Source organism: Maribacter sp. PR66 (assembly GCF_028464205.1).
In the GTDB taxonomy this organism is placed as follows: domain Bacteria; phylum Bacteroidota; class Bacteroidia; order Flavobacteriales; family Flavobacteriaceae; genus Maribacter; species Maribacter flavus.
Genome location: NZ_JAQPCH010000001.1, coordinates 35,880 through 60,215 on the forward strand (window position 1 = coordinate 35,880; position 24,336 = coordinate 60,215).

A 24,336-nucleotide genomic window follows, 5' to 3' on the forward strand; every position below is an offset into this window, starting at 1 on the left:
AAGGGGCTTTTTATGTAACAAACTTTGGTAAACTACGTTCTAACAGGTAAGGCTTTAATCAATCAAAAAACAAATCATCATGCTACAAAACTTTTTTATCCTCTGTTCCGGAGCGGATTCCGAAATTTTAAAAACCTGCTCCAAAGGCGAGCAGAACAAATACGCCGGTATTGGCGCCACCGTATTCTTTACGGCCGTCATGGCCTTTATTGCCAGTAGCTACGCGTTATATACGGTATTTGACAGTGTGTATGCCGCTGCATTTTTCGGGCTTATTTGGGGGCTTTTGATTTTTAATCTGGACAGATTCATCGTTTCCACCCTAAAAAAAAGGAACAATTTTTCACAGGAATTGCTGCAGGCCACCCCAAGGATTATTTTGGCCATCATCATCGCGGTTGTCATTTCCAAACCGCTTGAAATGAAAATTTTTGAGAAGGAAATCAATCAGGTGCTTTTGGAGCAGAAAAACGAACTTACCTTGGCCAACAAGGAACAACTTGCTTTACAGTACACGCCCAAAGTGGAGCAATTGAACCAGGATATCGCCAATCTAAAATCGGAAATAGCGGCAAAGGAAGCCGAAACAAACGCCCTCTATGATATCTATATCAACGAAGCTGAGGGAACAGCCGGTACGGGTCTTCTCGGAAAAGGACCAGTCTACAAGGAAAAACGCGAGAAACACGATGCTTCCTTGGCCGAATTACAACAATTAAAAACCAGCATCGGTGAAAAGATTGTCGGTTTGGAAAACCAAATAACCGATCTTAATTCGGAATATGCAGAAGTAGTACAGAACACCCAACCCATCATAGACGGTTTTGACGGACTCATGGCCCGTATCAATGCCTTAGGTGAACTACCTTGGTTTCCCTCCTTTTTCATCTTTCTTTTGTTCCTTGCCATTGAAACCTCTCCCATCATTGCCAAGTTACTGGCTCCCAAAGGTGAGTACGATGTAAAATTGGAAGAACAGGAAAGTATCCTTTCCTCTTGGGTGGCCCAAAAGGTGGCACAGCGTCAACTCATTGTTTCCACGGACGGGGAACTCAACCAAAAAATCTACGAAGATTTAAAAGGAGAAGAGGAACTTTACGGGTACAAAAAACAAAAAGCCGAGGAACTCTTACGCCTCCAGGCCGATAAATTCCACGAGGTTCAGGTTAAAAACCTCTAAAGACCAATTAAGTTAAGATTTCCTAAGCCACTTAAGTTTAGATTTCCTAAAATGTAAGATATTCTTCCTGGATATCCTATAAAGGACAAACCACAATTTCCCTGCTATTTCGGCCTGGACTATTGAATTTTAAGCCTTCAAACCAGCGTGATAGAGGTGGGCGTTCCTCTATCTAACTACAAGTAAAAGAGACACTCTTTATTTCATAACAGCATCACCTTTTGAAGATATCAACCTACCTTTGCGCTTAATGGGTACATTAAAGGAACAAAAGCAGAAAAAGAGGAGGGTATACAATCTGGTAATTATAATTTCCCTTCTGCTTGTAATTATTACCGCGATTTTGGTGAATACCTTATAAAATGGCCAAGGGCCAATCGCCTATTTATCTCCTTTTTTAACGACCTATGGAAAACAAAAAATGGAACCGCAAACGCATTCTTAAATCGGTAGGAAAGATTTTTCTTGCCCTTTTAGCCTTGTTCGTTCTTTTGGTTTTGGTTCTTAGAACACCATGGGCACAAAACTATATCGTTACGCAACTAACGGATTATGTTTCCGGTAAGACAGGTACAAAAGTAGCCATAGAACGAGTATTCATCACATTTGCAGGAGACTTAAAAACCAAGGGTATTTATTTGGAGGATATCCAAGGGGATACTTTACTCTTTGCAAAGGAACTTCAATTGGATCTACCCCTCTATCCACTGCTTTTTAAGAACCGACTTTCCATCGACGATGTTTCTGCGGATGGTATTATTGCCAATATCCATAGAGGTTCTGAGAGGGACCGATTCAATTTTTCCTTTATAATCGATGCTTTTTCGACGCCGACCGATTCCACACAGTCCTCGGAACCTATGGAAATTAGCTTGGGTAATTTTTCCCTTTCCGACTGGAAAGTGGACTACGAGGACGACTATTTGGGGACCTACGTACATCTTTCCTTGGGAACCTTAGAAACCGATATGGAGGAATTCGATTTGGAAACGATGATTTTTAGTGTTGTCGATTTTGAACTTGGAAATACCCAAATAACCTATAACCAAGCACATGCTTTTCCGGAAAGCGACGAACCTAATTCAAGTCCATTACCCAAAATAAACGTCGACCAATTGTTACTTGACAACGTAACGTATGAATATTCTTCCTCTCCCGATAGTATTGCAACCTCTGGAAAACTAAACCATTTTAACATCACGGAAGCGAATGTGAACCTTTCCGAATCTATATTCACTGTGGAGGACTTCATTGTTGAAGATTCATCAATAGCCCTCACCCTTAATCAGTCCGTGGATACCACCCAGACACAGAACACTTCCTTCAAGTGGCCCGAAATGGAACTTTCCGCGAACAATATCCGCCTAAAGAATAATGAAGTCCATTTTTCCAGACCGGACGCCCATACAAACGAAACCACTTTCAACCCGAACAATCTCAACTTTCAAGAGATGACGTTCCTTGCGCGAGATTTCAATTATAAGCCTAAAATTTTCGAACTAATCTTGGATGAAACAGCTTTTAAGGAAGCCAGTGGAATGGTCCTTAAACAATTGGGTTTCAATGTGCAGGTATCTGACAAAGCGTCCTCTCTAAAAGATTTATCTGTTTCCTTCAATCAGAGTAAAGCTCGTGCAAATTTTGAGATGGAATATGAAAGCTTAGAGCAGGCGTTGGTCAACACGTCCAACTCCAACCTAAACGCCAGTATTACGGATGTATCCATTGCCACCAAGGATGTTCAAAAATTCCTTCCACAACTCCAACACAACCGATATTTGGATTCCCTATCGCAGCACAATATTACAGGGAACCTAGAGGTATTCGGAAACGTGAAAAGGATTGACCGATTTCAGTCGGAAATACATTGGGGTCCCAATACACATCTTTACATTCAAGGGGAGGCCAGTGCTATCACGGATGAAATTGAATTTAGCTATAATTTGAACGATATTAACCTAAATACGATAAACACGGATGTTTATAAGCTCGTATCGGACAAAGAATTGGGAATTGAAATTTCAGAATCCATAGCACTTATAGGGAATGCGAAAGGCACATTAAAATCCTTAGAAACGCATTTACAACTTTCAATCCCTGAAGGATTCGTCCATCTGGATGGTAATGCACGTTTTGATACGACTCAAAGTTTTGATGGCACCCTAAAAACCGATAGTCTCCATCTGGGTAAAATCTTGAAAAATCCGCAGTTGGGATTGCTATCACTACATCTAAACGCCAGCGGGTCCGGAACAAACCTTTCCAACCTAAATTCTAAAATTGATGGTCAAATCCCGATGGTGGAATTTCATGACTATGCGTATAAAGATATTCTTATCAATGGGGAAATTAGTAATGGAACAGGTGGTGCGTCCCTTGAAATGCAGGACAGGAATCTTAATTTCAAATCCACGGCAACAATTGATTTAAAAGCAGCAACCAATTCCGTAAACTTCAATGCCAATTTAATAGGGGCGGACTTAAGGGCATTGGGCCTTACCAGAAAGGATATTAAACTAGCCGCCAATATGGAGGGCTCCTATACCGGGCTTTCGAATAATTTCAGCCTTGAAACCACCATCGACAATGGAATTGCGGTAACGGACAACCAACAATATCAAATTGCGCCGCTCAACATCAATGCCCATGTAGAAGATTCTATTACGGATGTAAAAATAAAGAGCGGTTTTATTAACGGAGGACTATTTTCAAACGCCTCCCCTGCCAGAATCACAGCCGCTTTAAAAAACCAATTTGAAACCTATTTCAGTTCGGATTCCCTAACGACCATGGAGTTGGACAGTGTTAAAGCCACCCTGGACTTGGCACTTGCACCTACCCCCATAATTTCAAAGGTGTTTTTTGATGGTATACAAGAACTGGATTCCCTGACCATTGATGCTAAGTTCGATTCGTTTACCAAGGAAATATCCGGTCAGGTCATCGTCCCCAGGGTCTCCTATGCAGGGAGCACGATAGATAGCCTCCGGGTGGATTTGGAGGGCGACTCCCAGGATTTTAAATTCATGGCCGGGGTTTCTGAACTTGATTACCAACCGGTTCTTTTAAAAAAGACGTATTTGGAGGGCAGTCTTAAAAACAAGGAACTGGTCTTGGATTTTAGTTCGGTAGACGATAGCACTACGGTAATGCACGTTGCATCGGAACTTGTTTTCCAACGTGATACGGTTCGGCTTCATGTGTCTCCAAAAAATCTCGTATTGAACAAAAAACCATGGGACATTCCAGAGGACAATGTCATACTCTTAGCGAACTCGTACTCCCAATTTAAAAACGTATTACTCTCCAGAAACAGTCAAAAATTGGAGGTATCAACCCAAATTCCTGAAATGTCATCGGACCATATCGGCATCCAATTTGAAAACTTCCAGCTACAGACCTTTTTAAGCCTTTTCAATCCAGAAGAATCCTTGGCCAAGGGCATCGTGGATGGCAACTTTGTCATTTTAAATCCGTACGGGGCATCCGGTTTGGTGTCTGAACTCAATATAGACCAATTTCGGTTGCTACAAAACCCGTTAGGGACCCTCAGCTTAAATGCCTCCTCAAAATCGCTATCGGATTATGATATCGACTTACTATTAAAAGATGGTGGTGCCAATGTACGCCTTACGGGGGATTATGCGGCAACACAGAACGGCGCCGATTTAAACTTGGAGCTGGACATACAAAAATTGGAGACTGCTATTGTACAAGGTTTTTATGCCGATGAACTCTCAAACCCTTCAGGAAATATATCTGGAAGTTTATTGGTCAACGGTTCACTAACCGAGCCAGAGTATTCGGGTAGGATCAAATTCAATGATGTGGGTCTTACACTATCTGCCTTTAAAACCGATCTCAAAATAAATGGCCAACAGTTGGATCTGAACGAAGAAGAAATCGCCCTCAACTCCTTTCGTATAAATGACTCCAACCAAGGCAGCCTACTATTGGATGGAGCGATTACCACGGACAACCTCTTAAATCCAGGTTTTCAACTTACCGTAAAGGCCAAAAACTTTACAGCCTTGAATTCGGAAAAAGGAGATAACGAATTGGTGTATGGGTCTGCCGTAATCGATACCGACCTAGAAATTACAGGAGATTTGGAACTACCGGTTATTGATGGCTCCCTGAGTATAGGTTACGCTACGGACCTTACCTATTTGGTACCTCAAACACAATACGAAATTCAGGAAAGGGAAGGTGTGGTCATCTTTGTAAATCGAGAAAACCCGGATGCTATATTGACGAGAAATACCGGGGAGACGGCCAGCTCCGTCTTTTCCGGAATGGACATCAATACCACCTTGGAGATTTTAGACGATGCTGTTTTTACGATTGTGCTGGATGAAAAGACCCAAGACAAATTACAAGCCTCCGGCAATGCCAGTTTAAGCCTAAACATTGATCCCAATCAAGATATTCGATTATCAGGAAGGTTGGAACTCAATTCAGGTTTTTACAGGACCAGTTTGTACAATTTGGTTAGCAGGGAGTTTACCATCAATGAGGGGAGTAGTGTCACCTGGTCTGGTGACCCATACAATGCAAAATTGAATGTAACGGCCATCTACGAACTGGAAACATCGGCTGCACCCTTAATGTCATCTATCAGTTTTGGTCAGGATACTGGAATTTCGGGGCAATATCAAAGATCATCCACTTTTCTAGTATATCTGAATGTAGGTGGGGAAATAACCACTCCCGAGCTCTCCTTTGCCCTCGATATGCCCGAAAATGCACAGGGTTCCTACGGTGGAGCGGTGTATGGGCGCATACAACAATTGAACGAGCAGGAATCTGAATTGAACAAACAGGTATTCTCCCTCCTGGCCCTGAATCGTTTTTATCCCACCTCCGGTAGTGATGGAAGTAATGGGGGCGCCATTGCCTTGGCAAGAAACAATGTCAACAAGGTATTGTCCAGCGAACTGAACACGATTTCGAACAAAATATTGGGAAACAGTGGTTTTGAACTTGATTTTGACCTGGACAGTTTTCAGGATTATCAAGGAAACGGCTACCGGAACAGAACCCAACTGAATGTCAATGCAAGTAAAAAATTATTCAATGACCGCCTAATTGTTACGGCCGGAAGCGCCTTGGATGTGGAGGGCAGTGCCGCCAATTCAGACACTTCCACTCCGGTCATCGGTAATGTAATGCTTGAATATCTTTTATCCGAAAAGGGAACCTACCGCTTAAAAGGGTTTAGAAGACAAGAATATCAAAATATCATTGATGGACAATTAATCGTGACCGGACTTGCATTTATCTTCGATAGGGAGTTTAATAAATTCAGTCAACTATTTAGCCCGGTCAAGGTAAAAACAGAAGACAATATAGAGGAAAATGACAACCAAAAAAAGGAGAACTAGACTTTGAAAACGTTCCACGTAAAATACGCGCTCTTCCCCCTATTGGTAATGTTCCTCTCCGCCTGTAGTGTTGAGAAGTTCATTCCTGAAGGAGAAAAACTATATACGGGTGCCACTTTAAAAGTGGATACCATTGGTGACATTAGGGACCTTAAAAATATCGAGAGGGAATTAACAACTTTAATAACCCCTAACCCAAATACCAAGTTTCTAGGTATGAAACCAGCACTTTTTTTTTATTATAAGGCTCAAAGGGAGCGTCCAGGTTTTATATATAAATTCCTAAACAATTCTTTTGGAGAAGAACCTGTATACTTCTCTGAAATAAATCCGGAACAAGTAGAGGAGCTCTTATTGAACCGACTGGACAATAACGGTTTCTTTTACAGTAGATCAAGCTCAGAAGCCATCATAGGGAATAAAAAGGCTTCGGTCAATTATGGTATTTCCATTCAAGAACCCTACACCCTCGGGAAATATCAATTGGATAGGGATTCGCTCCCTATTTATAGGGAGTTGAAAAAGCTAATTGTAGAAACCCCTTTAAAAAAGGAAGACAGATTCGACCTTGACCTGTTAAAAGCGGAACGGGAAAGGCTTGACAATGGCCTGAAGCAGAAAGGGTATTACAACAGCCAAGCCAATCTTTTGATTTTTGAGGCGGATACCAACCAATACAATAACAGAAAATTCGACCTGTTCCTTAGACTTAAAAAAGAAGTCCCTAAAAAATCAGCCATTCCATTCACTATAGACTCCATTACCGTTTTCCCGAATTATTCTATAGAAGGCGACACCATACCCGTTTCTAACCAAAAGAAAACCACCGTAAACGGAACTGATTTTATCCAAAACGAATTCTACTTTAGACCCGAATTATTGGAAACCTACTTACTCTTTAAGGAAGGTGATCTATATGATGCCAATACCTCTAAGATTACCAGCAATAGGCTTTCTTCATTGGGCAGTTACAAATATGTGAATATCCAATATACAGAACTGGACACTACCATGACCGATGGTGACGGGGGTTCCCTTGCTGCCGATATTTATTTGGCCCCATTAACGAAACGTTCCATTCGGGCAGAGGTGCAGGCCGTAACCAAATCCAATGGTTTTACCGGACCCGGAATACAACTGACCTATAGTAACAGAAATTTGTTCAAGGGAGGCGAAACACTTAGTTTATCCACGAATTTTTCCTATGAATCGCAGCTATCTTCAGGAAACAATTCAAGTCTGAGCAGCATTGCCTGGGGGGTCAAGGGAGACCTAATATTCCCCAGATCCATTCCCTTTTCCCCAAAAAACTTTAGATATTCCGTGCCTAAAACAAAAATTTCTGCTGGTATCGATTACTTGAGACGTAGTCAGCTGTTCACCTTGAGCTCCATCAACGGGTCCTTTGGTTATACCTGGAAGGAGAACAGGTATGTGTACCATCAATTGGACCCCGTAAGCCTGAGCTATGCGAGATTAACGAACGTCACGGAGGATTTTCAGGAAATCCTGGATGACAACCCCTTTTTAAGACGCAGTTTTGAGCAAAGGTTCATCGCCGGATTGTTATATGGATTTACCTATGATGAAGTTTCTGATTTGGAAAAAGACTACCCAATATTCTTCTCCACCAACCTGGATATTGCAGGAAATCTTTTCAGTTTAATCGATGGTGGCTCGGGCACCATTATAGGTTCGGAATATGCGCAATATGCGAAGTTAGATGCGGACTTTAGGTTTTATTTGCGTTGGGGCAATGATCAAACCTTGGTATCGCGTGTCTATGCAGGGTGGGGCGTACCCTATGGCAATAGCGAAACCTTACCTTTTGTAAAACAGTTTTTTTCTGGAGGGCCCTATAGTGTCAGGGCCTTTAACATTCGATCCCTAGGTCCCGGGAATTTTAATGCCCAACAAGAAGATGCCACTACCGATTATTTCGATAGGTCCGGAAACCTGGTGCTAGAAGCAAATTTGGAGTATCGGTTCCCAATAGTATCCTATCTAAAAGGTGCTTTCTTTGTTGATGCGGGAAATGTTTGGTTGACCGGAAGCTATGAGGATTTAGAAGCGGACCAACAACAAAGTGCAGCTTCCAATTCGTTGTTTACTGATGGGAAATTTGAATCCGATTGGATTAGTGAAGTAGCTGCCGGATTTGGATTTGGAGCGCGGGTCGACATTCAAAACTTTGTAATTCGTTTGGACTTGGCATCACCGTTTCGCATTCCTTACCGACCAGAAAACGACCGATGGAATATTCCATTTTTTGGGGATAAAGGGAACAGAATGACACTGAATTTTGCTATTGGATACCCTTTTTAGGAGTTGCTCTTTGGCACCTACAAGGCTATAAGGACTATTCCATAAATTTGGATACCTCTGCAAGACTTCTTCTCCAATGTCGTATGCGCAAATGCAATACATGCTTGATTTTGCTTTTGTCCAAAACACTATAGCTGGGTCGCTCAGCTGGCGTTGGATAGTCTTTGGAACGGATGGGTCTTAGGTCTACCTCAATATGGTTGATTTCGAAGATGGCCGCCGCAAAATCGTACCAACTGGCCACGCCTTCATTGCTAAAGTGATAGATTCCATACGCGTCTATTTCCTCCGAAATGATTTTTAGAATTACTTCGGATAGATCATGTGCCGATGTGGGCGTGCCCACTTGATCGAAAACGACCGATAACTGATCCCGTTCCATACCATATTTGAGCATGGACTTAAAGAAGTTATGACCATATGCCGAATACAACCAAGAAGTACGTATGATAAAATATCGCTCCATATTCCTTACTACCTCCTGTTCGCCCTTGAATTTGGAATGTCCATAAATACCCATTGGACGAGGTCTATCAGTTTCCAAGTAGGGAGTATTTTTTGTGCCATCGAAAACAAAATCCGTAGAAATGTGTATTAAAACAATGTTGTATGCATGGCAGGCTTTTGCTAGATTTTGGGCACCCTGCTGATTTATGAGCAAGGCTCTTTCCGAATCCTCCTCTGCTTTGTCCACTTGGGTATAAGCAGCACAATTGACACAATAATCAAAGCTGTACTTATTTAAAAATTCCGTGACTGCCTCTAGGTTCGTAATATCCAAATCCTTCGAATTAGCGAATTCAAATTCAATGCTCTTATCAATCGGTTGAACCAATTTTTGTAAGGTTGTTCCCAACTGACCCGAACTTCCGGTCACCAATACTCTTTTTTTACGCTGCATCTATAGGGCTTAATGGATTACCAAATCCTTGAATTGAGGAAGTATTTGATCTTTCTCGGAAATGACAAGTTCGCTATCGGATAATTCCCAATCGATATTCAGGTTAGGATCATTATAGATGATTCCCGCCTCGGCCTTTGGGTCGTAGTAATTATCACACTTGTAAAAGAAGGTTGCCGTATCACTAAGGGTAACAAAACCATGTGCACATCCCCTTGGGATAAAAAGATGTCTATAATTTTCTGAGGATAAAATCGTTTTGAATACGTTTCCATACGTTGGGGAATCCTTTCGGATGTCCACCGCCACGTCCAACACCTTTCCCTGAAGCACCCTTACCAGTTTTGCCTGGGCACTTTCACCTTTTTGATAATGCAGCCCGCGCAACACCCCTTTTGTGGAAAATGATTGATTGTCCTGAACAAAATTCACCATAAAGCCTGTAAGCTCAGCATACCTTTTTTGATTAAAACTCTCGAAGAAATACCCCCTTTGATCTTCAAAGACCCTAGGTTCCAATTCATAACAGTCCTTTATGTTTGTTTCTTTAATTTGCATCTACACTTTCAGCCAATGAAATGTACAGTAAGTTTGCTTCTTCTAAATTTCACACGTGCAAGATACTTACTTTTTGGGAAGTTGGTTTTGAAATATGCCAAACGTAAACCTCAACTAAAAAAATAAGCCGATAGGGATATCGGCTTTTGAAAGATTCGGGGGAAACTACCTATGGTAGTTTTACTTTAAGGAGCTATGGTAGTTAGGGTGCTTAGAATTATTTCCTTTCTGTTGATACTAACATCACAAATCTGATAAATACAATGTGATTTTGATATTTCTAAATAGCCCAGGGATTTTTTGAGTTTACTTCGCTTATTCATAATAGTTTGTATTTAATTATGAAACAAATATAAAGTCGTGCAATGAGAACATGAGGACTCTCAAGATGAAACCCCAAATTACTGTAGACGAATGGTAAATTACCTTAGATTATGATCTTAATTAAAAAAGTTTAAATAGGAGAATCTGCAATCACTAAGTTTGGATATATAAACAAGGTATTGGCTACTCGCCTATGATATCCATTTTCCTTAATAAAAAAGAGGCGTTCATGTTCTGGCAGATACCCTTTTTGAAGATATAGTCAAAATGAAGTTCGTCATTCACAATCTCCGCATCAAAATAGTAGTTTTTAACCTTTGATAGTTTCTGGGCCACCTCGCACAAGCTTAGGTCATGGGTGGCAATGATCCCCGCAGCACCCGAAGATACCAAACGCTCCACGAACTTCCTTGAGCCTGCGGCCTTATCCGTACTATTGGTGCCTTTGAGAATCTCGTCCAAGACAACGAAATAACGATCCTTTTTTATTTCGTCCACAATGAACTTTAGCCTTTTCAATTCTGAAAAGAAGTAGGAGGCGTCATCCGTAAGGGAATCTGATGTACGCATACTGGTGATCAGTTTTATGGGACTGTATTCCATGGATGCCGCACATACAGGAAGTCCAATATTCGCCATCACAATCTGTAAGGAAACCGTTCTCAAAAAGGTACTTTTGCCGGCCATATTGGCCCCCGTGATGATAAAGAAATCGGTTTGCCCTATTTCGTAATCGTTTCGTACACATTTCTTGGGGTCCAGCAAAGGATGCCCGGCCTGCTTGGATTTAATGCATATTCCGTTTTCCTTAAGAATTGGAAAGGTATATCCCGGATGGTTAAAGACAAAATTCGCCAAGCTATTATGGGCATCGAAAAAGGCGATACAATCGAACCAAATACCCATGGATTCTTTGTGCTCAGAAATCCATTTTTCAACCTTATATGCCGTATACAGGCCTCTTAGAAACAAGCCGTTTCCAAAAATAAGGTATAATAGATTGTTGTTTTGGTCCAAATCCGACAATAAACCGGCGAATTCCCTTAGCACTACGGAGTTCTTTTTGCCATGGCTTTGTATTCCTGCCTGTTTTTCCTTCAGTAGGGCCGACTCGAATTTTTGCGATTCGATGGCCGACAGCAAACGATTATAGCGTTCGAATAAAGATTGGATCTTACTTGTGCCTGAAACGAGTTTGGTCATTTTTTTGGTAAAGGCACCTGTTATCAATAGCCCCAACAACAACCAGTAGAACAATACCGAAGTAGGTAGAAAACCCATAAGCAACAGGCCAAAAAACAGAATACTGCCTCCGGTGTACAGCCACGGTAAAAATCGCATAACACCCGGAACAAAGGGCCTGTAACTGGTTATCCAGTGCAATGCCGTTTGGGTAGTTACTTCCGACTTCGACAACGCCGCGGTGGCGGCAAAATCCTGTCGCCATTTGGGGATTTGAGCCAATTCCTTCATTGACTCTTGTTTTGCTTCAATTCGGTCCACAGTGTTTTCCTTTAGTATGGAAGCTAAGAGTAGGCCGCCTTCCGGAAGGATGCTTCTGTTCAGATACTGAAAAAAGGAACCCCTGCCAAATAGATCAATATCCTGACTATAAAAATGGGTATCGTCCTTAAATTCATCTCCTGTTGGAAGGTTTTTATAGTCCCTGTTTAAAACCTGGATCTCGGTTTCATTGATAGCGATCAATCTTTTGAGCTTGTCCCTTTTATACTGTAAATCGGTATGCCTAGAGACCAAATAAAGAAAAATGACGATGGCAACGACCAAAACTACCAGGACCATTCTGGTATTCCCATATAAAAAATAAACACCAACAACCGCAAGTATGAAAACGACCAAACGAACGGTGCTGGAGGCGAGCAATTGTGACTTTACCGTTTCCAATAGCCCCTGGTACGATTTTATTTCATCCTGATAAAAAGATAGGGGATTCCTCATGCCATTGCTTACTTCTGAAGTTTCAACAAAAGTAGGGTTTCAAACGCTAAGCAGGGAAATTTATAGGGATTGAATCACTCACATAACCAGCCGTTGTTCTGTAGCTCCGAAAATCGAAAACTTGCAGAGCTGGTGGGGGCACGAGATTGGGGAATTATAAATCCGTTTGGTTGCAGGAATTAAAAGACCCCAAAGGTTTAAAAAACCTTTGGGGTCTGGTTGCATTAACCAAGATTCTTCTTGCTCTTACTTATAATAAGGCATCGTATTCCGTCCGAAGCTTTTTAGGGAACTTCGCTACCACCAAATCATAGGAATGGTCCGTAAGCTCCAGTACCAATTTTGGTGGTAAGTTTTCTAGAAAAAGGGTATTCCAATGGATCTTGCTCATATGGTAGCCGGGAATGATCTGGCCATCATACTTTTCCCTTAATTCCTCGCCACGATCCGGGTCACACTTTAGGTTCACTTGTGAGGGTACCCGTTCCAAGCCGCACAACGCAAACATTTTTCCCATGACCTTGAAAACGAGGGTCTTTTCGTCAAAAGGAAATCCTTCCGTTACGCCCTTTTTGGATAAGCAGTATTCCCGAAATTCCTCAATGTTCATTGCAAATAATACTATTTAAACCCTAAGGGAAAAAATGCAAATCTTTCTTCTATTTAAGTCCTCCCTTCACCTATGCTGAGCGAAGTAAAAGCATTGGAGGGATTGGGGAGGCTCTTATATACCTGTTGAGTCGTAAACAATCACTTTCTCCCAAAGATGTTCTGATTCCTCGATGAAAAGTTTATGCGGGGCTTCATCTTGGTACGCCTGTTGTGCCTCTGCAGATTCAAAGGATACCATCAATGAAAAAGTAAAGGAACCATCCACGACATCCCTACTCGCTTTTGGCGGGGTTCCTATGAACTTGGTCTTGGCATACCCGGAATTGTCCAGAAATTTGGACAGGGATTTTACAAAGGCATCTCTATCGGCCTGACTATCTGGATTTTTCAACCAAAAAAATACGGTATGGTTGAAATTAGGATCGAATTCTTTCATGTTTTCTTTTGTTTGGCCAAAGGCCATGGTTGTAAGTACCAAAAATACTAAAGTTGTTATAGTTTTCATGTGATTGTATCCGTAGTTTGATAAGTTTATTGTTCGAGTAGTCTCTTGTCCTTTTCCGAAATATGCAAGGCGGAATAATCCAATTTCCAGCCAATGGTCTCCACGATTTTTTCAATGAGCAAAACCGATTGCAACGCTTCCTTCTTGGCGGTCTCCATGAGTCCGCTTTCCGGTATTTTTTCCCTGATATGCTTTTTTGCCTCGGTGTTGAGACTTGTCAAATCATCAGGGGTAAAGGTATTGAAAAGTCCGTTTTTAATATCATAAAATTCCAAATCGGGCTCAATCGACAAAACCTCAGGTTCGGGAAAATTGGAAAGGATAATCTTCCTTTTGCCAGTATCCGCATGCATCAATATTTTATTAAGGTCGTACCCAATCTGGGCTTTCGCCTTAATGACGATGAGCGCCTTTTTTTTGCTGCTCAACAGGCTCATAAACCGTTCCCGCGTATTTTCATACTTGTAGACTTCGGCAAAATCGCCCTCAACCGAAATCAACTTGCAGACACTGCGTATCTTTTCCAATAAAACGGTGGACTGATGCGTAGTAATTTCCTTGCTCTGTTTTTTTCGGAAGAGGGAAAACAGCCAATACATGCTGATTCCGCCCAAAATAAGGCCCAAAAAGACATCAAGTATATTATCCATTCCTTTTTCCTATCTCCCCTAAATGGGTGTATTTAAATCCCTTTTCATATTTAAGTCCATACCCAAAAATCCGGTCCATAGATGCGTGGGCGAATAGTATGACCCCTATCATCTGAACGACCGGCATGGAAAGGTACATCCCCAGAAAATACAAAAGTATGGCAATTCCCTTATGGTGAAAAAGATTATATGCAATGGCCCCAACCTTTTCGCTTATCAGATAACCGAGCATACCAATATCCGGCGTTAGCAGCAGTACGAAAAACAACCACCACGGATAACCCAATAGTCCGTACATAAATACGCCTAGCACGAACATGGCCACTTCCTCCAAACTCAATAAATTCCTCATACTTCGGTAATTTTAAACAACACTGGTCTGCTTGGGCTGGCATCATTCACGAACGGCGCTACCTGTAGGTTCAACAAATACATTCCGTCGGCTACCTCGTTGGGCACAAAAATAAATTCCGTAATGGTGGCCTCCTTTCGTATGTCGCCGTTCATGTTCCAAAAGGTTCGATGGCAACGCAAGGCACCGCCATCCCTTTCCTTATCCACGGATGGTAGGTCTACCAATAAATGGTCTATACCGCTGTTGACCAAAAATGCCATGGCATCCTCCATAAAATAAGGGGGATTGCTATTGGAATACTGTTTTGAGAACTTCTCCTTGGTGTTGGGCAAGGTGCGTACCACCAAGGCATTCGGTTTTGCCCCCTTCATGGCATTGCTCAACTGATGCTTGGAAATCACAAAATCGTCCCCCAATTTTCCCGGGGCGATCGTAATGACTTCGGCCAAAAAAAAGTAGTTTTTCAATTTTTCGTTGACGGAATAGACCTCACGGGTAATATGGCCGTAGCACTCCGTGTGCGTGCCATGGGCATGGGGGTTGAACCAGATATCATTAAAATTGGTGCTTGCGCCCTGCTTTACGCTACCCGTAAAACCATGTTCCACATGCGGCTCGATCCTGGGATGGTCCACGTACCACGCATTCACATTGGAAATATCACCGGTCATGGGTATGGATAAATCCAAAGGTTTGGAAAGGTCTACTTGATAAGTCCTTTTTTTAATGGTTAGGGTCGCTTTCAAAACAATTGTAGATCGGTTACGTGGTTTGTTTGTTATGACAAGTTAATCATAAACAGATCAGCGGCAATTCCATCCGCCAAAAACTTCCCTTTTTTGGTGGTAGAAAGTACATTTTCCTCTAATACCAACAGGCCTTCTTCCCTAAACTTTTTGGATTGCATCAAAAGATAGTCCTTAAATTTTTCCCCATACTCTTTTTGGATTCGGGTTACGTCCACGCCCCAAATGGTTCGAAGGCCGGTCATGACATACTCGTTGTATTTATCCTTTGTGGACAAGGTTTCCGTTTCCATGGGAAGTTCCCCTTTTTCCAGTGCCTTTATGTATTTGGGGTTGTTGCCGATGTTCCACCCCCTGCGAATCCCGTCAAAGGAATGTGCCGATGGCCCGATACCCACATATTTCTTTTGCTGCCAGTAGGCCGAATTGTTCTGGGAAAAATAGCCCGGCTTGCCAAAATTGGAGATTTCGTAACAAATAAAACCTTCCTGCAGCAATGTTTCGTACAAGAGGTGAAAGTGCTCTTGGGCCAGTTCATCACTGGCAGGCCGAATCAATCCTTTGTCCACAAAATTGGCCAATGCCGTTTTGGGCTCTATAGTGAGCGCATAGCTTGAAATATGGGGCACTCCATAGGAAAGGGCCTTTTCGATGTTTTTTTTCCATCGGTCCAAGGTCATATCTGGCATGCCGTAGATAAGGTCGATGGAAATATTGTCGAAATGGCGTACCGCATTTTTTAGGGATTCCGATGCTTCATCGGCAGAATGGGCACGGTTCATCAGTTTTAAATCGGTGTCAAAAAAAGACTGTATGCCAAGGCTCAATCGGTTGATGGGGCTTTTTGCCAATGCCTGGATTTTTTGGAGCGAAAGGTCATCCGGATTGGCCTCCAGGGTAATTTCTGGCGTATCGGCCACCTTATAATGCTTATAGACGGTCGAGACCAAATCATGGATTTCACCCAATTCCAGCACCGAGGGTGTTCCACCCCCAAAATAGATGGTTTCCACGTTTTCAGTGGCGAATTCCGACTTTCGTAATTCCAATTCCCTTTTTAAAGCGGCTATCATAGCTTCCTTTTTTCCCAGGGATGTGGAAAAATGAAAATCGCAATAATGGCAGGCCTGTTTGCAAAAAGGGATGTGGATGTACAAGCCCCCCCCGCCCCCAAAGGGGGAGCTATTTTCAGTATTCATACGAAGCTGATTTTCAAGAATCATTTAGCAATTAACAATAAGCAGTTAGCTATTAACAGTAAACAGTTAGCAGTATCATAATCATAATAATATTTTCAATTAACCTTTATTAATTCGTGTGGACTTCAATATTGAAAACATAATTCTAGATAATTCGTCCGCTCTTTCAAGTAAATCAACAGCAATACTTTTTTCTAAATAATAAGAATCCTGAAGCAATCTCAACCAATACTTAGTTTCTAAACTTTCCTTGTAGGCAATGGATATCTTAGAAGAAAAGTCAGCTGTTGAAATAGCACCATTTGCCTCGGCAATATTAGCTCCAATAGAGGTTCCTGCACGAAGCAGCTGTTTTGAAAGAATGAATTCCCTTTTCTCATCGATAAAAAATCTGGAAGTTTTTACAATCTCTAAAGCAAATAAATATGACTTTTCAGCTAATGGATTATTTTTCATTCATTGTTAATTGTTAACTGATAATTATTCATTGATTAAGTACCTCCAATCTTTCCCGGATTACTTTTAATGTAGGATTCCCACCCAGTATACGACTTCCCTACCTCTACCCTGCCTTCATTGTAGAAATGACAGACTGCTGCCGCAAGTCCGTCCGTGCTGTCCAAATTTTTGGGGAGCGATTTTAAGGAGAGTAGGCTTTGGAGCATTTTGGCCACCTGCTCTTTACTGGCATTCCCATTGCCCGTAATGGCCATTTTTATCTTTTTTGGGAGATATTCCGTAATAGGTATCTGCCTGGAAAGACCTGCCGCCATGGCAACTCCTTGTGCCCTGCCCAATTTTAGCATGGACTGGACGTTCTTGCCAAAAAACGGTGCTTCGATCGCAATTTCATCCGGATGGTAGGTGTCGATGAGTTCAATCGTGCGGTCAAAGATCAATTTGAGCTTGGTGTAGGGGTCTTCATATTTTTTCAATTGCAGTTCGTTCATTTGGAGGAACTGCATCTTTTTGCCCACTACTTTTATAAGGCCGAAGCCCATAATCGTAGTTCCGGGATCTATCCCTAAAATGATTTTTTCTGTCGCCAAACCTTATTTGGTGTTTAATTGTATGGGTATCTTAAATTTTGTTTTTACCGGAATGCCCCTTTTTAGGGCCGGGGCGATGGGAGGTATGTTCTTGAGACTTTGGGTGATGATACCATCAAATTCGGGCATTTGCCGTAGGATGGCCGCATCCTTGATTATCTTTTCGACACTGATTTTCCCCTTCGCATCGATGACAAAGATAACATCTACCATGGCCCCTCGGTCAGAATCAACGGTAAATTCAAATTCCCGCAAGGTATTTTCAAAATGGGTCGTCAATTGATGTTCAAAGCATTTTCTCTGTGCCTCTTTGCTGGCCGTTTCATCACATTCCATAAACAGCGGATAGGAATCCACGGAGTTCCAGTCCATTTCCCGAAGTTCCGCGTTAATCAATTCTTGGGTCCTTTTTTCCTTGGACTGGAAAAGGTTACAGGAACCCAAACTTAAAACGACCAACAATACCAATATGCGCTGCATGTCACCAAATCTATGGTGGAAATTACAAATTTTTGACGGGTTTAGTTTTTGGGTAAGTGGATTTCCACCTTGAGATCGGAAATGCGTTTGGTTGCTATTTTGGAAAGGTAAGCTATTTGAATTTCCAGTTTAATGATTTATGTAGAATGTATTTTGAAGTACAAGACATGTGAGGTTTTGAAAACCTGACAGATCTTAAATTATTTAATTAAAAACGTATTATTCCAACTTAAAATTTACCGGAATGGAATAGGCAACCGCCACGTCCTCTCCCACATTTTTACCCGGTTTCATCACTGGCAAACGCTTTAAGATTCGCTCTACCTCATCCTCCAAAAGTTTATCAGGTCCGCGCATGGCAATATTTTCGACGTTTCCTTCTTTTGAAATCGTAAAAAGGGCACTTACCCTGCCTTGGATTCGCCTGTCCTTGGCTTCTTGGGGATAACTGAAATTTTTACTGATATGCAGCATGATATTCTCATTGAAACAGGCATGGGAGTCGGTTGCATTTTCACAGCCCGGGAAAACGGGAACCTCATCTACTTCCCCAAATGGTATTGCATTCGATTCAAGAGCCTTATTGGCCCGAATTGTTTGGGCCGATGTTCCGTCCAGTTGAAAAACTACGGGAATGGAATAAGGTATGTTCACGGTCTTACCATCCTTTAACCCCGGTTCCATTTTAGGAAGCTTGGAAATAATCCGTTCCACTTCCTCCTCCAAAAGAGGATGGGGACCGCGCTTTTGGATATTAACTATACTTCCCTCTGTATTTATGGTAAACATAACACTCACTTGACCTTCGATGTTTTTCTCTAGGGCTTCCTCTGGATAATTAAAGTTTTTACTGATGTGTTCCATAATTTTTTGATTGAAACAGGCCCTTTTATCTCCGGAATTCTCACAACCTGGAAAAATAGGTACAGCATCTAATTCTGAAAATGTTACCATATTGGATTTTAAGGTAGTAGCTTCCAAATTTTCTTTGGAATTTGCCTCGCTTTCACACGAGGTATAGAATAACTTACCGAGTACCAGGGGTACCAATACCAGATATTTTAACTGCCAGATTTTTTTTGATCTTTTTTTTTGTAACATGACTATTCGCTTTTTGATTAATGATGATTGAAAAAATGGATTGATGAAGGATATATTTTGCACTTCGAACGCTTGGGACAACAGCATTTCACAGTGGTTTTGTCGCTCTTGTTTGGGAACCTGGGCATCGGCGATAAATTCGTGCAGTTCCGTCAATCGGTTTTGATAGACATAGACCAAGGGATTGAACCAAAACACGATTCGTAGCACTTCGAAAAACAGTAGGTCCAAGGTGTGCCACTGCCTAATATGGACCAACTCATGTGCTACAATGGATTCGGTTTCCTTCGGGCTAAAATACTCGCCTAAGAAAATGGACTTTAGGAATGAAAAGGCCGCATAACTGTGTGGAATCAGAATCCTTCTGTGGTCCCGATAACATTGCACCGTCCCCGTCAACTTTAAGTTTCGCAAGCGCCAAAGTTTCACGACAAAGGCAATGGCGACCATTCCGCACCCAACCAAAAACAGGACCATGGGCCAAGTAATTTCCATGGCCTCCGGAGCAGTTCCAACTCCCACGATAGGCGTCGGCTGAAGGTTCCATAAATATTCGGAATACCCTAATATAGCGGGGGCATCGGTTTTAAAGGCCTCTATTTTTACCCAGGGCAAGACCAGGGAAGCTGCAAATGTGGCTAACAGATAGACCCGGTTCCATTGAAAGAAGGTCTCGCGCTTAAGGAAAAAATCATAAATGACGAGGAACACCAATTGAAAGGCGATGCACTCCAGGATATACTGTATCATTTCTTGTCCTTTTTAATTTCGTTCATAATGGACTCCAATTCGGACAGGCTCATTTCGTTCTTCTTCATGAAAAAAGAAACCATACTCTTGAAGGAGCCCTGAAAATATCCGTCCACCAATTTGTTAATGCTTTGGTTGCTGTAATCCGATTTTTTCACGATTGGATAATAGAGGTATCCCTTTCCCTCCTTCTCATGGTCCACAAAGCCCTTGCTCTCCAAAATCCGAATGATGGTGGAAACAGTGTTGTAGGCCGGCTTGGGTTCGGGCAATTCATCAATGACACCCGCTACGTTCGATTTTTCCAATCGCCACAATACCTGCATCACCTCCTCTTCGGCCTTTGTTAATTGCTTCATTACTTTAGGTTTTTATTTTTATTCTAAATACAAATTTCAGTTATAGCACCCTTCGACTCCGCTCAGGATAGCGGTTCGATGATTAAACTTCAGTGCTAATACAACTAAATATTTAGTTTAAACTAATTTTTTAGTTAAAAATGTATTTATGTATACCGATGTAACAAATCCTACCTATTTTCGTCCCATCGTTATATGGATATAGCACTGTTGATTATCGGGTTTATTTTTATGCTTTTGGGCATCCTTGGCAGCTTTCTTCCCGTACTTCCAGGACCACCTATTAGTTGGATCGGACTCTTACTTCTATACCTTACCAAGGCCATTCCCAACAATTGGTGGGTGTTGGGCATCACACTCACCATTGCATTGATTGTATTTGCGCTGGATTATATCATTCCTGCCATGGGTACGAAGAAATTTGGTGGAACACGGGCCGGGATGATAGGTACGACCATCGGCCTCATAGTTGGTTTGCTCGCACCCATACCTGGAGGTATAATTATAGGTCCTTTTGTAGGTGCCTTTCTAGGGGAACTATCGGCGAAGGCCGATAACAAAACGGCCCTAAAAGCTGCCTTTGGTTCCTTTTTGGGTTTCCTTACAGGTACGTTTATGAAGTTTGTGGTCGCCGTGGTTTATTTGGGACTGTACATCTCCACCGCTTGGGAGTACAGAGCGGCGTTGTTTCCGTATTTTAATTAATCCAGCCAAACGGTTTTTTCGGAAATTGGATTTCTGGCAGATACCGGCACATCGCCGTCATAATAGCCCATGTACAAAAATCCTAGGCATTTTTCCCCATCGGCCATGTCGAAAAATTCATCCATATACTTTATAATTCCCGGGGAGCTCCAATAACACCCAATTCCCAGCTCGGTACAACATAACCACATGTTCTGCACCGCCATGGCAACCGCAGCTACCTCTTCCCATTCGGGAAGGCTTTCCTTTGGATCTCGCTGCATACAAATGGCGATGATCGCTGCGGATTGATCGGCGTTGGCGCGTAACTTTTTGATCTTGATCTGTTGGGGCCGTGCATCGGTATCCTCATATTTTTTGGACAGGAATGCGCCCAGGGCTTCCTTGGATTTTCCCCGTAGCACCTTAAATCGCCAAGGTTCCGTTTTTTTATGCGTGGGCGCCCAATTGGCGGCCTCCAATATGCGCTCCAAATCGGTTTTGGATAGTTCCTTTTCTATATATTGAGGTGGAAATACCGACCTTCTATTTTTAATCAAATCAAATATCATAGTTCAATATTTAGGTTCATAAAATTAAGCCTCAAAACCCATGATTCCAAAGTCTAAGTACAGCAATTAAATGAATCTCAACGATTTCTATGCTATTTAGTTTCAAACAACAAATCGATGCAGTTCTGTAAAACAGGATTCCTATGCTCCTTTTTCCAAATGGCAGATAGCAGTGCCTTTTGTTCAATATCCCTGAGCTCTATAAACTTCACCCGCATTTGAAAGCCGTATTGTAGGGCCGTTGGGACAATGGCAATGCCCAAATTGTTCTCCACCAATTTAAAAATGGTCTGGGCGTGCACGGATTTATGGGAAACCTTGGGTACGAATCCCGCATCGGAACAGATGCTCATGATTGTTTCGTAGTAATAGGGACTGTAATCCTGACTGAACAAAATAAAGTTATCTTCGGAAAAGCGTTCCATCCCCGAGTATTCCCTTGTAAGCATGGGATAGCTTTCGGGCAATACCAAGGAGAAGGTGTCCTCATAGACCGTTCGCATGTGCAAATTGGCCGGAACTTTGGCCAATCGAACAAAGCCTATATCCAAATCTCCCTTTAAAACAGCATCCACTTGGTTCAAATTGGACAGCTCCTCCAAAGAGGTCTTTATCTTTGGAAAGGTATCCCTCAATTTTAAGAGCAGATTTGGGATGACATCCTGCATGGCGGAACCCAAAAACCCGATCCGAATTTCACCCGTATCGCCCTCCCCCATCAGCTGTAATTGTCGTTTTATCTCCTTTAATTGTTTAAACAGCGATTCGGATTGGTGCTTCAGGTAATGGCCTGCCGGGGTCAGTGCAACCTTCTTTTTATCCCTCACGAAAAGTTCCGCCTGCAATATTTCCTCCATTTGCTTTATTTGGCGTGACAGTCCCGGTTGGGAGATAAAGAGCTTTTCCGCAGCCTTTCTAAAATGTAGTTCATCGGCTACCGCCAAAAAATACGTAAGGTGCCGTAATTCTATTTGAGAACTCATGGTTATTGATTGTTCAACAAAATGGTATTGGTAATTATCAAACTTAAGCAATATCTTTATAAAACTAATATCTAAAAGGCAGATTTTGGCGTTGGACACCTTTAAATTTGGAGAAGACTGGCTTAGTGCAGGTAAGGTCTTAAGTATTGCAAAAGGAGGTACTACAATCGTTCTTCCACATTCGGTTCAAAAACGGATCGAGAACAGTTCACAGGTAGTCGCATCCATCGTGGAAAAAGGACATCCCGTTTACGGAATCAATACAGGCTTTGGGCCCCTATGCACTACAAAAATTTCCAAAGAGGAGACGCGCATTTTACAGACAAATATCCTTAAAAGCCATAGTGTGGGCGTAGGGGAACCTATTTCTATGGAATTGGCCAAAATCATGCTGATTTTGAAGGCCCATTCATTGGCAAAAGGATATTCCGGCATAGCACTTGACACGTTGGAACGAATTATTTGGCATATAGAAAATGATGCGATACCTGTGGTTCCCTCCCAAGGTTCCGTTGGCGCATCCGGTGATTTGGCCCCTTTGTCCCATTTGTTCCTTCCCCTCATAGGGCTGGGCAAGGTCGATTATCAAGGTAAAATTATCCCGACCCAGACCTTATTTGAAAAAACGGGGCTGGCAGCCTTAAACTTGGGGCCCAAGGAAGGGCTCGCCCTTATCAACGGTACCCAGTTCATTGCCGCCCACGCCGTCAAGGTCGTGGAAAAATTGCATTCCGTTTTGTCCCAGGCAGATATCATTGGGGCCATGATGATCGAGGGCCTGCAGGGTTCCGTAAAGCCCTTTTACAAGGAACTGCACGAACTACGTCCCTTTAAGGGCAATATTCATGTGGCCCGACGCGTCAAGCGATTGCTAAAGGGTTCAGAAATCATGGAGGACCATATCGATTGTGACCGCGTACAGGACCCATATTCCCTGCGATGTATTCCTCAAGTACACGGTGCCTCCAGAAATGCCTGGTTGCACCTGAAGGAACTTTTGGAAACCGAACTGAATTCGGTTACGGACAATCCCGTCATCATTGACGAGGAACTCACGATTAGTGGCGGAAATTTTCACGGGCAGCCCTTGGCACTGGCCCTGGACTATGCCTGCTTGGCGGCATCGGAAGTGGGAAATATTTCAGACCGACGCATTTATTTGGCCTTGGAAGGAAACAGTCCCGGCGTACCCAAATTGTTGATGAAGGACACGGGTATCAATTCCGGGTACATGATACTACAATACACCAGTGCGGCCCTGGCCAGCGAAAACAAGGGGATGTGCTTTCCGTCCAGTGCCGACAGTATTCCCACTTCTCTAGGGCAGGAGGATCATGTAAGCATGGGCTCCATTGGAGGCAGGAAGGCGCTTCGCGTCATAGAAAATGTAGAAAAGATATTGGCCGTAGAATTGCTAACGGCGGCACAGGCCTTTGAATATAGAAAGCCCTTAAAATCGGGCATCTTTTTGGATGAAATACACAAAGCGGTTCGGAAAAAGGTATCCTTTGCCGAGAAGGACCGTGTTTTTTCGGACGATATCGAAAAGGGCATCGAAATGATTGAAAACAAAACGATCATATCGGTGATTGAAAAAGTTGAAAAGAACAGAAACATTTCGCTCAAAACGAAATATTCGTCGGAATTTGAAAGCTATTGA

21 protein-coding genes are annotated in these 24,336 nt (G+C 42.4%); 5 read left to right on the forward strand and 16 right to left on the reverse strand.

Annotation, left to right across the window (positions count from 1 at the left end; all coding sequences use genetic code 11):
• The first annotated feature begins 79 nt into the window (after positions 1 to 79).
• The 3 genes from PP181_RS00195 to tamL all read left to right on the forward strand — a co-directional run bounded on the left by PP181_RS00195 (position 80) and on the right by tamL (position 8,889).
• Positions 80 to 1,180: a DUF4407 domain-containing protein gene (locus PP181_RS00195; protein ID WP_272635519.1), complete on the forward strand. Its 1,101-nt coding sequence runs from the start codon at positions 80 to 82 to the stop codon at positions 1,178 to 1,180.
• Between the two features lie 407 nt (positions 1,181 to 1,587).
• The gene (locus tag PP181_RS00200) at positions 1,588 to 6,564 is read left to right on the forward strand and encodes a translocation/assembly module TamB domain-containing protein (RefSeq protein WP_272635520.1); all 4,977 of its coding nucleotides are present in this window, start codon (positions 1,588 to 1,590) and stop codon (positions 6,562 to 6,564) included.
• Positions 6,565 to 6,567: 3 nt separating this feature from the next.
• The gene (gene tamL / locus PP181_RS00205) at positions 6,568 to 8,889 is read left to right on the forward strand and encodes a translocation and assembly module lipoprotein TamL (RefSeq protein WP_330072445.1); all 2,322 of its coding nucleotides are present in this window, start codon (positions 6,568 to 6,570) and stop codon (positions 8,887 to 8,889) included.
• A 34-nt stretch (positions 8,890 to 8,923) separates the two neighbouring features.
• Here the strand turns inward: tamL and rfbD are convergent, their stop codons facing one another.
• The 14 genes from rfbD to PP181_RS00275 form a co-directional block, all read right to left on the reverse strand.
• On the reverse strand, positions 8,924 to 9,790 hold the full coding sequence (gene rfbD / locus PP181_RS00210) for a dTDP-4-dehydrorhamnose reductase (protein WP_272635521.1): 867 nt from the start codon (positions 9,788 to 9,790) through the stop codon (positions 8,924 to 8,926).
• Positions 9,791 to 9,799: 9 nt separating this feature from the next.
• A complete protein-coding gene (rfbC, locus tag PP181_RS00215) occupies positions 9,800 to 10,348 on the reverse strand; it encodes a dTDP-4-dehydrorhamnose 3,5-epimerase (RefSeq protein ID WP_272635522.1) in 549 nt (182 codons plus the stop codon).
• A 507-nt stretch (positions 10,349 to 10,855) separates the two neighbouring features.
• Positions 10,856 to 12,631 carry a MutS-related protein gene (locus tag PP181_RS00220; RefSeq protein ID WP_272635523.1) on the reverse strand — a complete coding sequence of 592 codons (1,776 nt, stop codon included), beginning with the start codon at positions 12,629 to 12,631 and terminating at the stop codon, positions 10,856 to 10,858.
• A gap of 250 nt (positions 12,632 to 12,881) precedes the next feature.
• A complete protein-coding gene (locus PP181_RS00225; protein ID WP_154917273.1) occupies positions 12,882 to 13,241 on the reverse strand; it encodes an MmcQ/YjbR family DNA-binding protein in 360 nt (119 codons plus the stop codon).
• A 114-nt stretch (positions 13,242 to 13,355) separates the two neighbouring features.
• Positions 13,356 to 13,679, reverse strand: a complete 324-nt coding sequence (locus tag PP181_RS00230) for a Dabb family protein (RefSeq protein ID WP_317129170.1) — start codon at positions 13,677 to 13,679, stop codon at positions 13,356 to 13,358.
• Positions 13,680 to 13,774: 95 nt separating this feature from the next.
• Positions 13,775 to 14,398: a DUF4230 domain-containing protein gene (locus PP181_RS00235; protein WP_138257735.1), complete on the reverse strand. Its 624-nt coding sequence runs from the start codon at positions 14,396 to 14,398 to the stop codon at positions 13,775 to 13,777.
• Positions 14,391 to 14,750, reverse strand: a complete 360-nt coding sequence (locus PP181_RS00240; RefSeq protein WP_272635524.1) for a DUF4260 domain-containing protein — start codon at positions 14,748 to 14,750, stop codon at positions 14,391 to 14,393. Before PP181_RS00240 ends, PP181_RS00235 begins: the two co-directional genes overlap by 8 nt.
• Positions 14,747 to 15,499 carry a cyclase family protein gene (locus PP181_RS00245; protein WP_272635525.1) on the reverse strand — a complete coding sequence of 251 codons (753 nt, stop codon included), beginning with the start codon at positions 15,497 to 15,499 and terminating at the stop codon, positions 14,747 to 14,749. The genes PP181_RS00240 and PP181_RS00245 overlap by 4 nt, the downstream gene beginning before the upstream one ends.
• Positions 15,500 to 15,531: 32 nt before the next feature.
• Positions 15,532 to 16,698 carry a radical SAM family heme chaperone HemW gene (hemW, locus tag PP181_RS00250; RefSeq protein ID WP_154917277.1) on the reverse strand — a complete coding sequence of 389 codons (1,167 nt, stop codon included), beginning with the start codon at positions 16,696 to 16,698 and terminating at the stop codon, positions 15,532 to 15,534.
• Between the two features lie 99 nt (positions 16,699 to 16,797).
• The gene (locus tag PP181_RS00255) at positions 16,798 to 17,154 is read right to left on the reverse strand and encodes a four helix bundle protein (RefSeq protein ID WP_154917278.1); all 357 of its coding nucleotides are present in this window, start codon (positions 17,152 to 17,154) and stop codon (positions 16,798 to 16,800) included.
• 35 nt (positions 17,155 to 17,189) lie between these two features.
• On the reverse strand, positions 17,190 to 17,747 hold the full coding sequence (ruvC, locus tag PP181_RS00260) for a crossover junction endodeoxyribonuclease RuvC (protein WP_154917279.1): 558 nt from the start codon (positions 17,745 to 17,747) through the stop codon (positions 17,190 to 17,192).
• Between the two features lie 3 nt (positions 17,748 to 17,750).
• The gene (locus PP181_RS00265) at positions 17,751 to 18,227 is read right to left on the reverse strand and encodes a hypothetical protein (RefSeq protein WP_272635526.1); all 477 of its coding nucleotides are present in this window, start codon (positions 18,225 to 18,227) and stop codon (positions 17,751 to 17,753) included.
• 219 nt (positions 18,228 to 18,446) lie between these two features.
• A complete protein-coding gene (locus PP181_RS00270) occupies positions 18,447 to 20,078 on the reverse strand; it encodes a M56 family metallopeptidase (protein ID WP_272635527.1) in 1,632 nt (543 codons plus the stop codon).
• Complete coding sequence (locus tag PP181_RS00275) at positions 20,075 to 20,437, reverse strand: BlaI/MecI/CopY family transcriptional regulator (RefSeq protein ID WP_272635528.1); 363 nt, start codon at positions 20,435 to 20,437, stop codon at positions 20,075 to 20,077. The genes PP181_RS00270 and PP181_RS00275 overlap by 4 nt, the downstream gene beginning before the upstream one ends.
• A 195-nt stretch (positions 20,438 to 20,632) precedes the next feature.
• Here PP181_RS00275 and PP181_RS00280 point away from each other — a divergent pair, with 195 nt between their 5' ends.
• Positions 20,633 to 21,142 carry a DUF456 domain-containing protein gene (locus PP181_RS00280; protein ID WP_272635529.1) on the forward strand — a complete coding sequence of 170 codons (510 nt, stop codon included), beginning with the start codon at positions 20,633 to 20,635 and terminating at the stop codon, positions 21,140 to 21,142.
• Here PP181_RS00280 and PP181_RS00285 read toward each other — a convergent pair.
• Together PP181_RS00285 and PP181_RS00290 are read right to left on the reverse strand one after the other, a co-directional pair.
• Complete coding sequence (locus PP181_RS00285) at positions 21,139 to 21,693, reverse strand: nitroreductase family protein (RefSeq protein ID WP_272635530.1); 555 nt, start codon at positions 21,691 to 21,693, stop codon at positions 21,139 to 21,141. The genes PP181_RS00280 and PP181_RS00285 overlap by 4 nt on opposite strands.
• 92 nt (positions 21,694 to 21,785) lie before the next feature.
• Positions 21,786 to 22,676 carry a LysR family transcriptional regulator gene (locus PP181_RS00290; protein ID WP_272635531.1) on the reverse strand — a complete coding sequence of 297 codons (891 nt, stop codon included), beginning with the start codon at positions 22,674 to 22,676 and terminating at the stop codon, positions 21,786 to 21,788.
• A gap of 85 nt (positions 22,677 to 22,761) precedes the next feature.
• Between PP181_RS00290 and hutH the strand changes: the two genes are divergently transcribed.
• On the forward strand, positions 22,762 to 24,336 hold the full coding sequence (hutH, locus tag PP181_RS00295; RefSeq protein WP_272635532.1) for a histidine ammonia-lyase: 1,575 nt from the start codon (positions 22,762 to 22,764) through the stop codon (positions 24,334 to 24,336).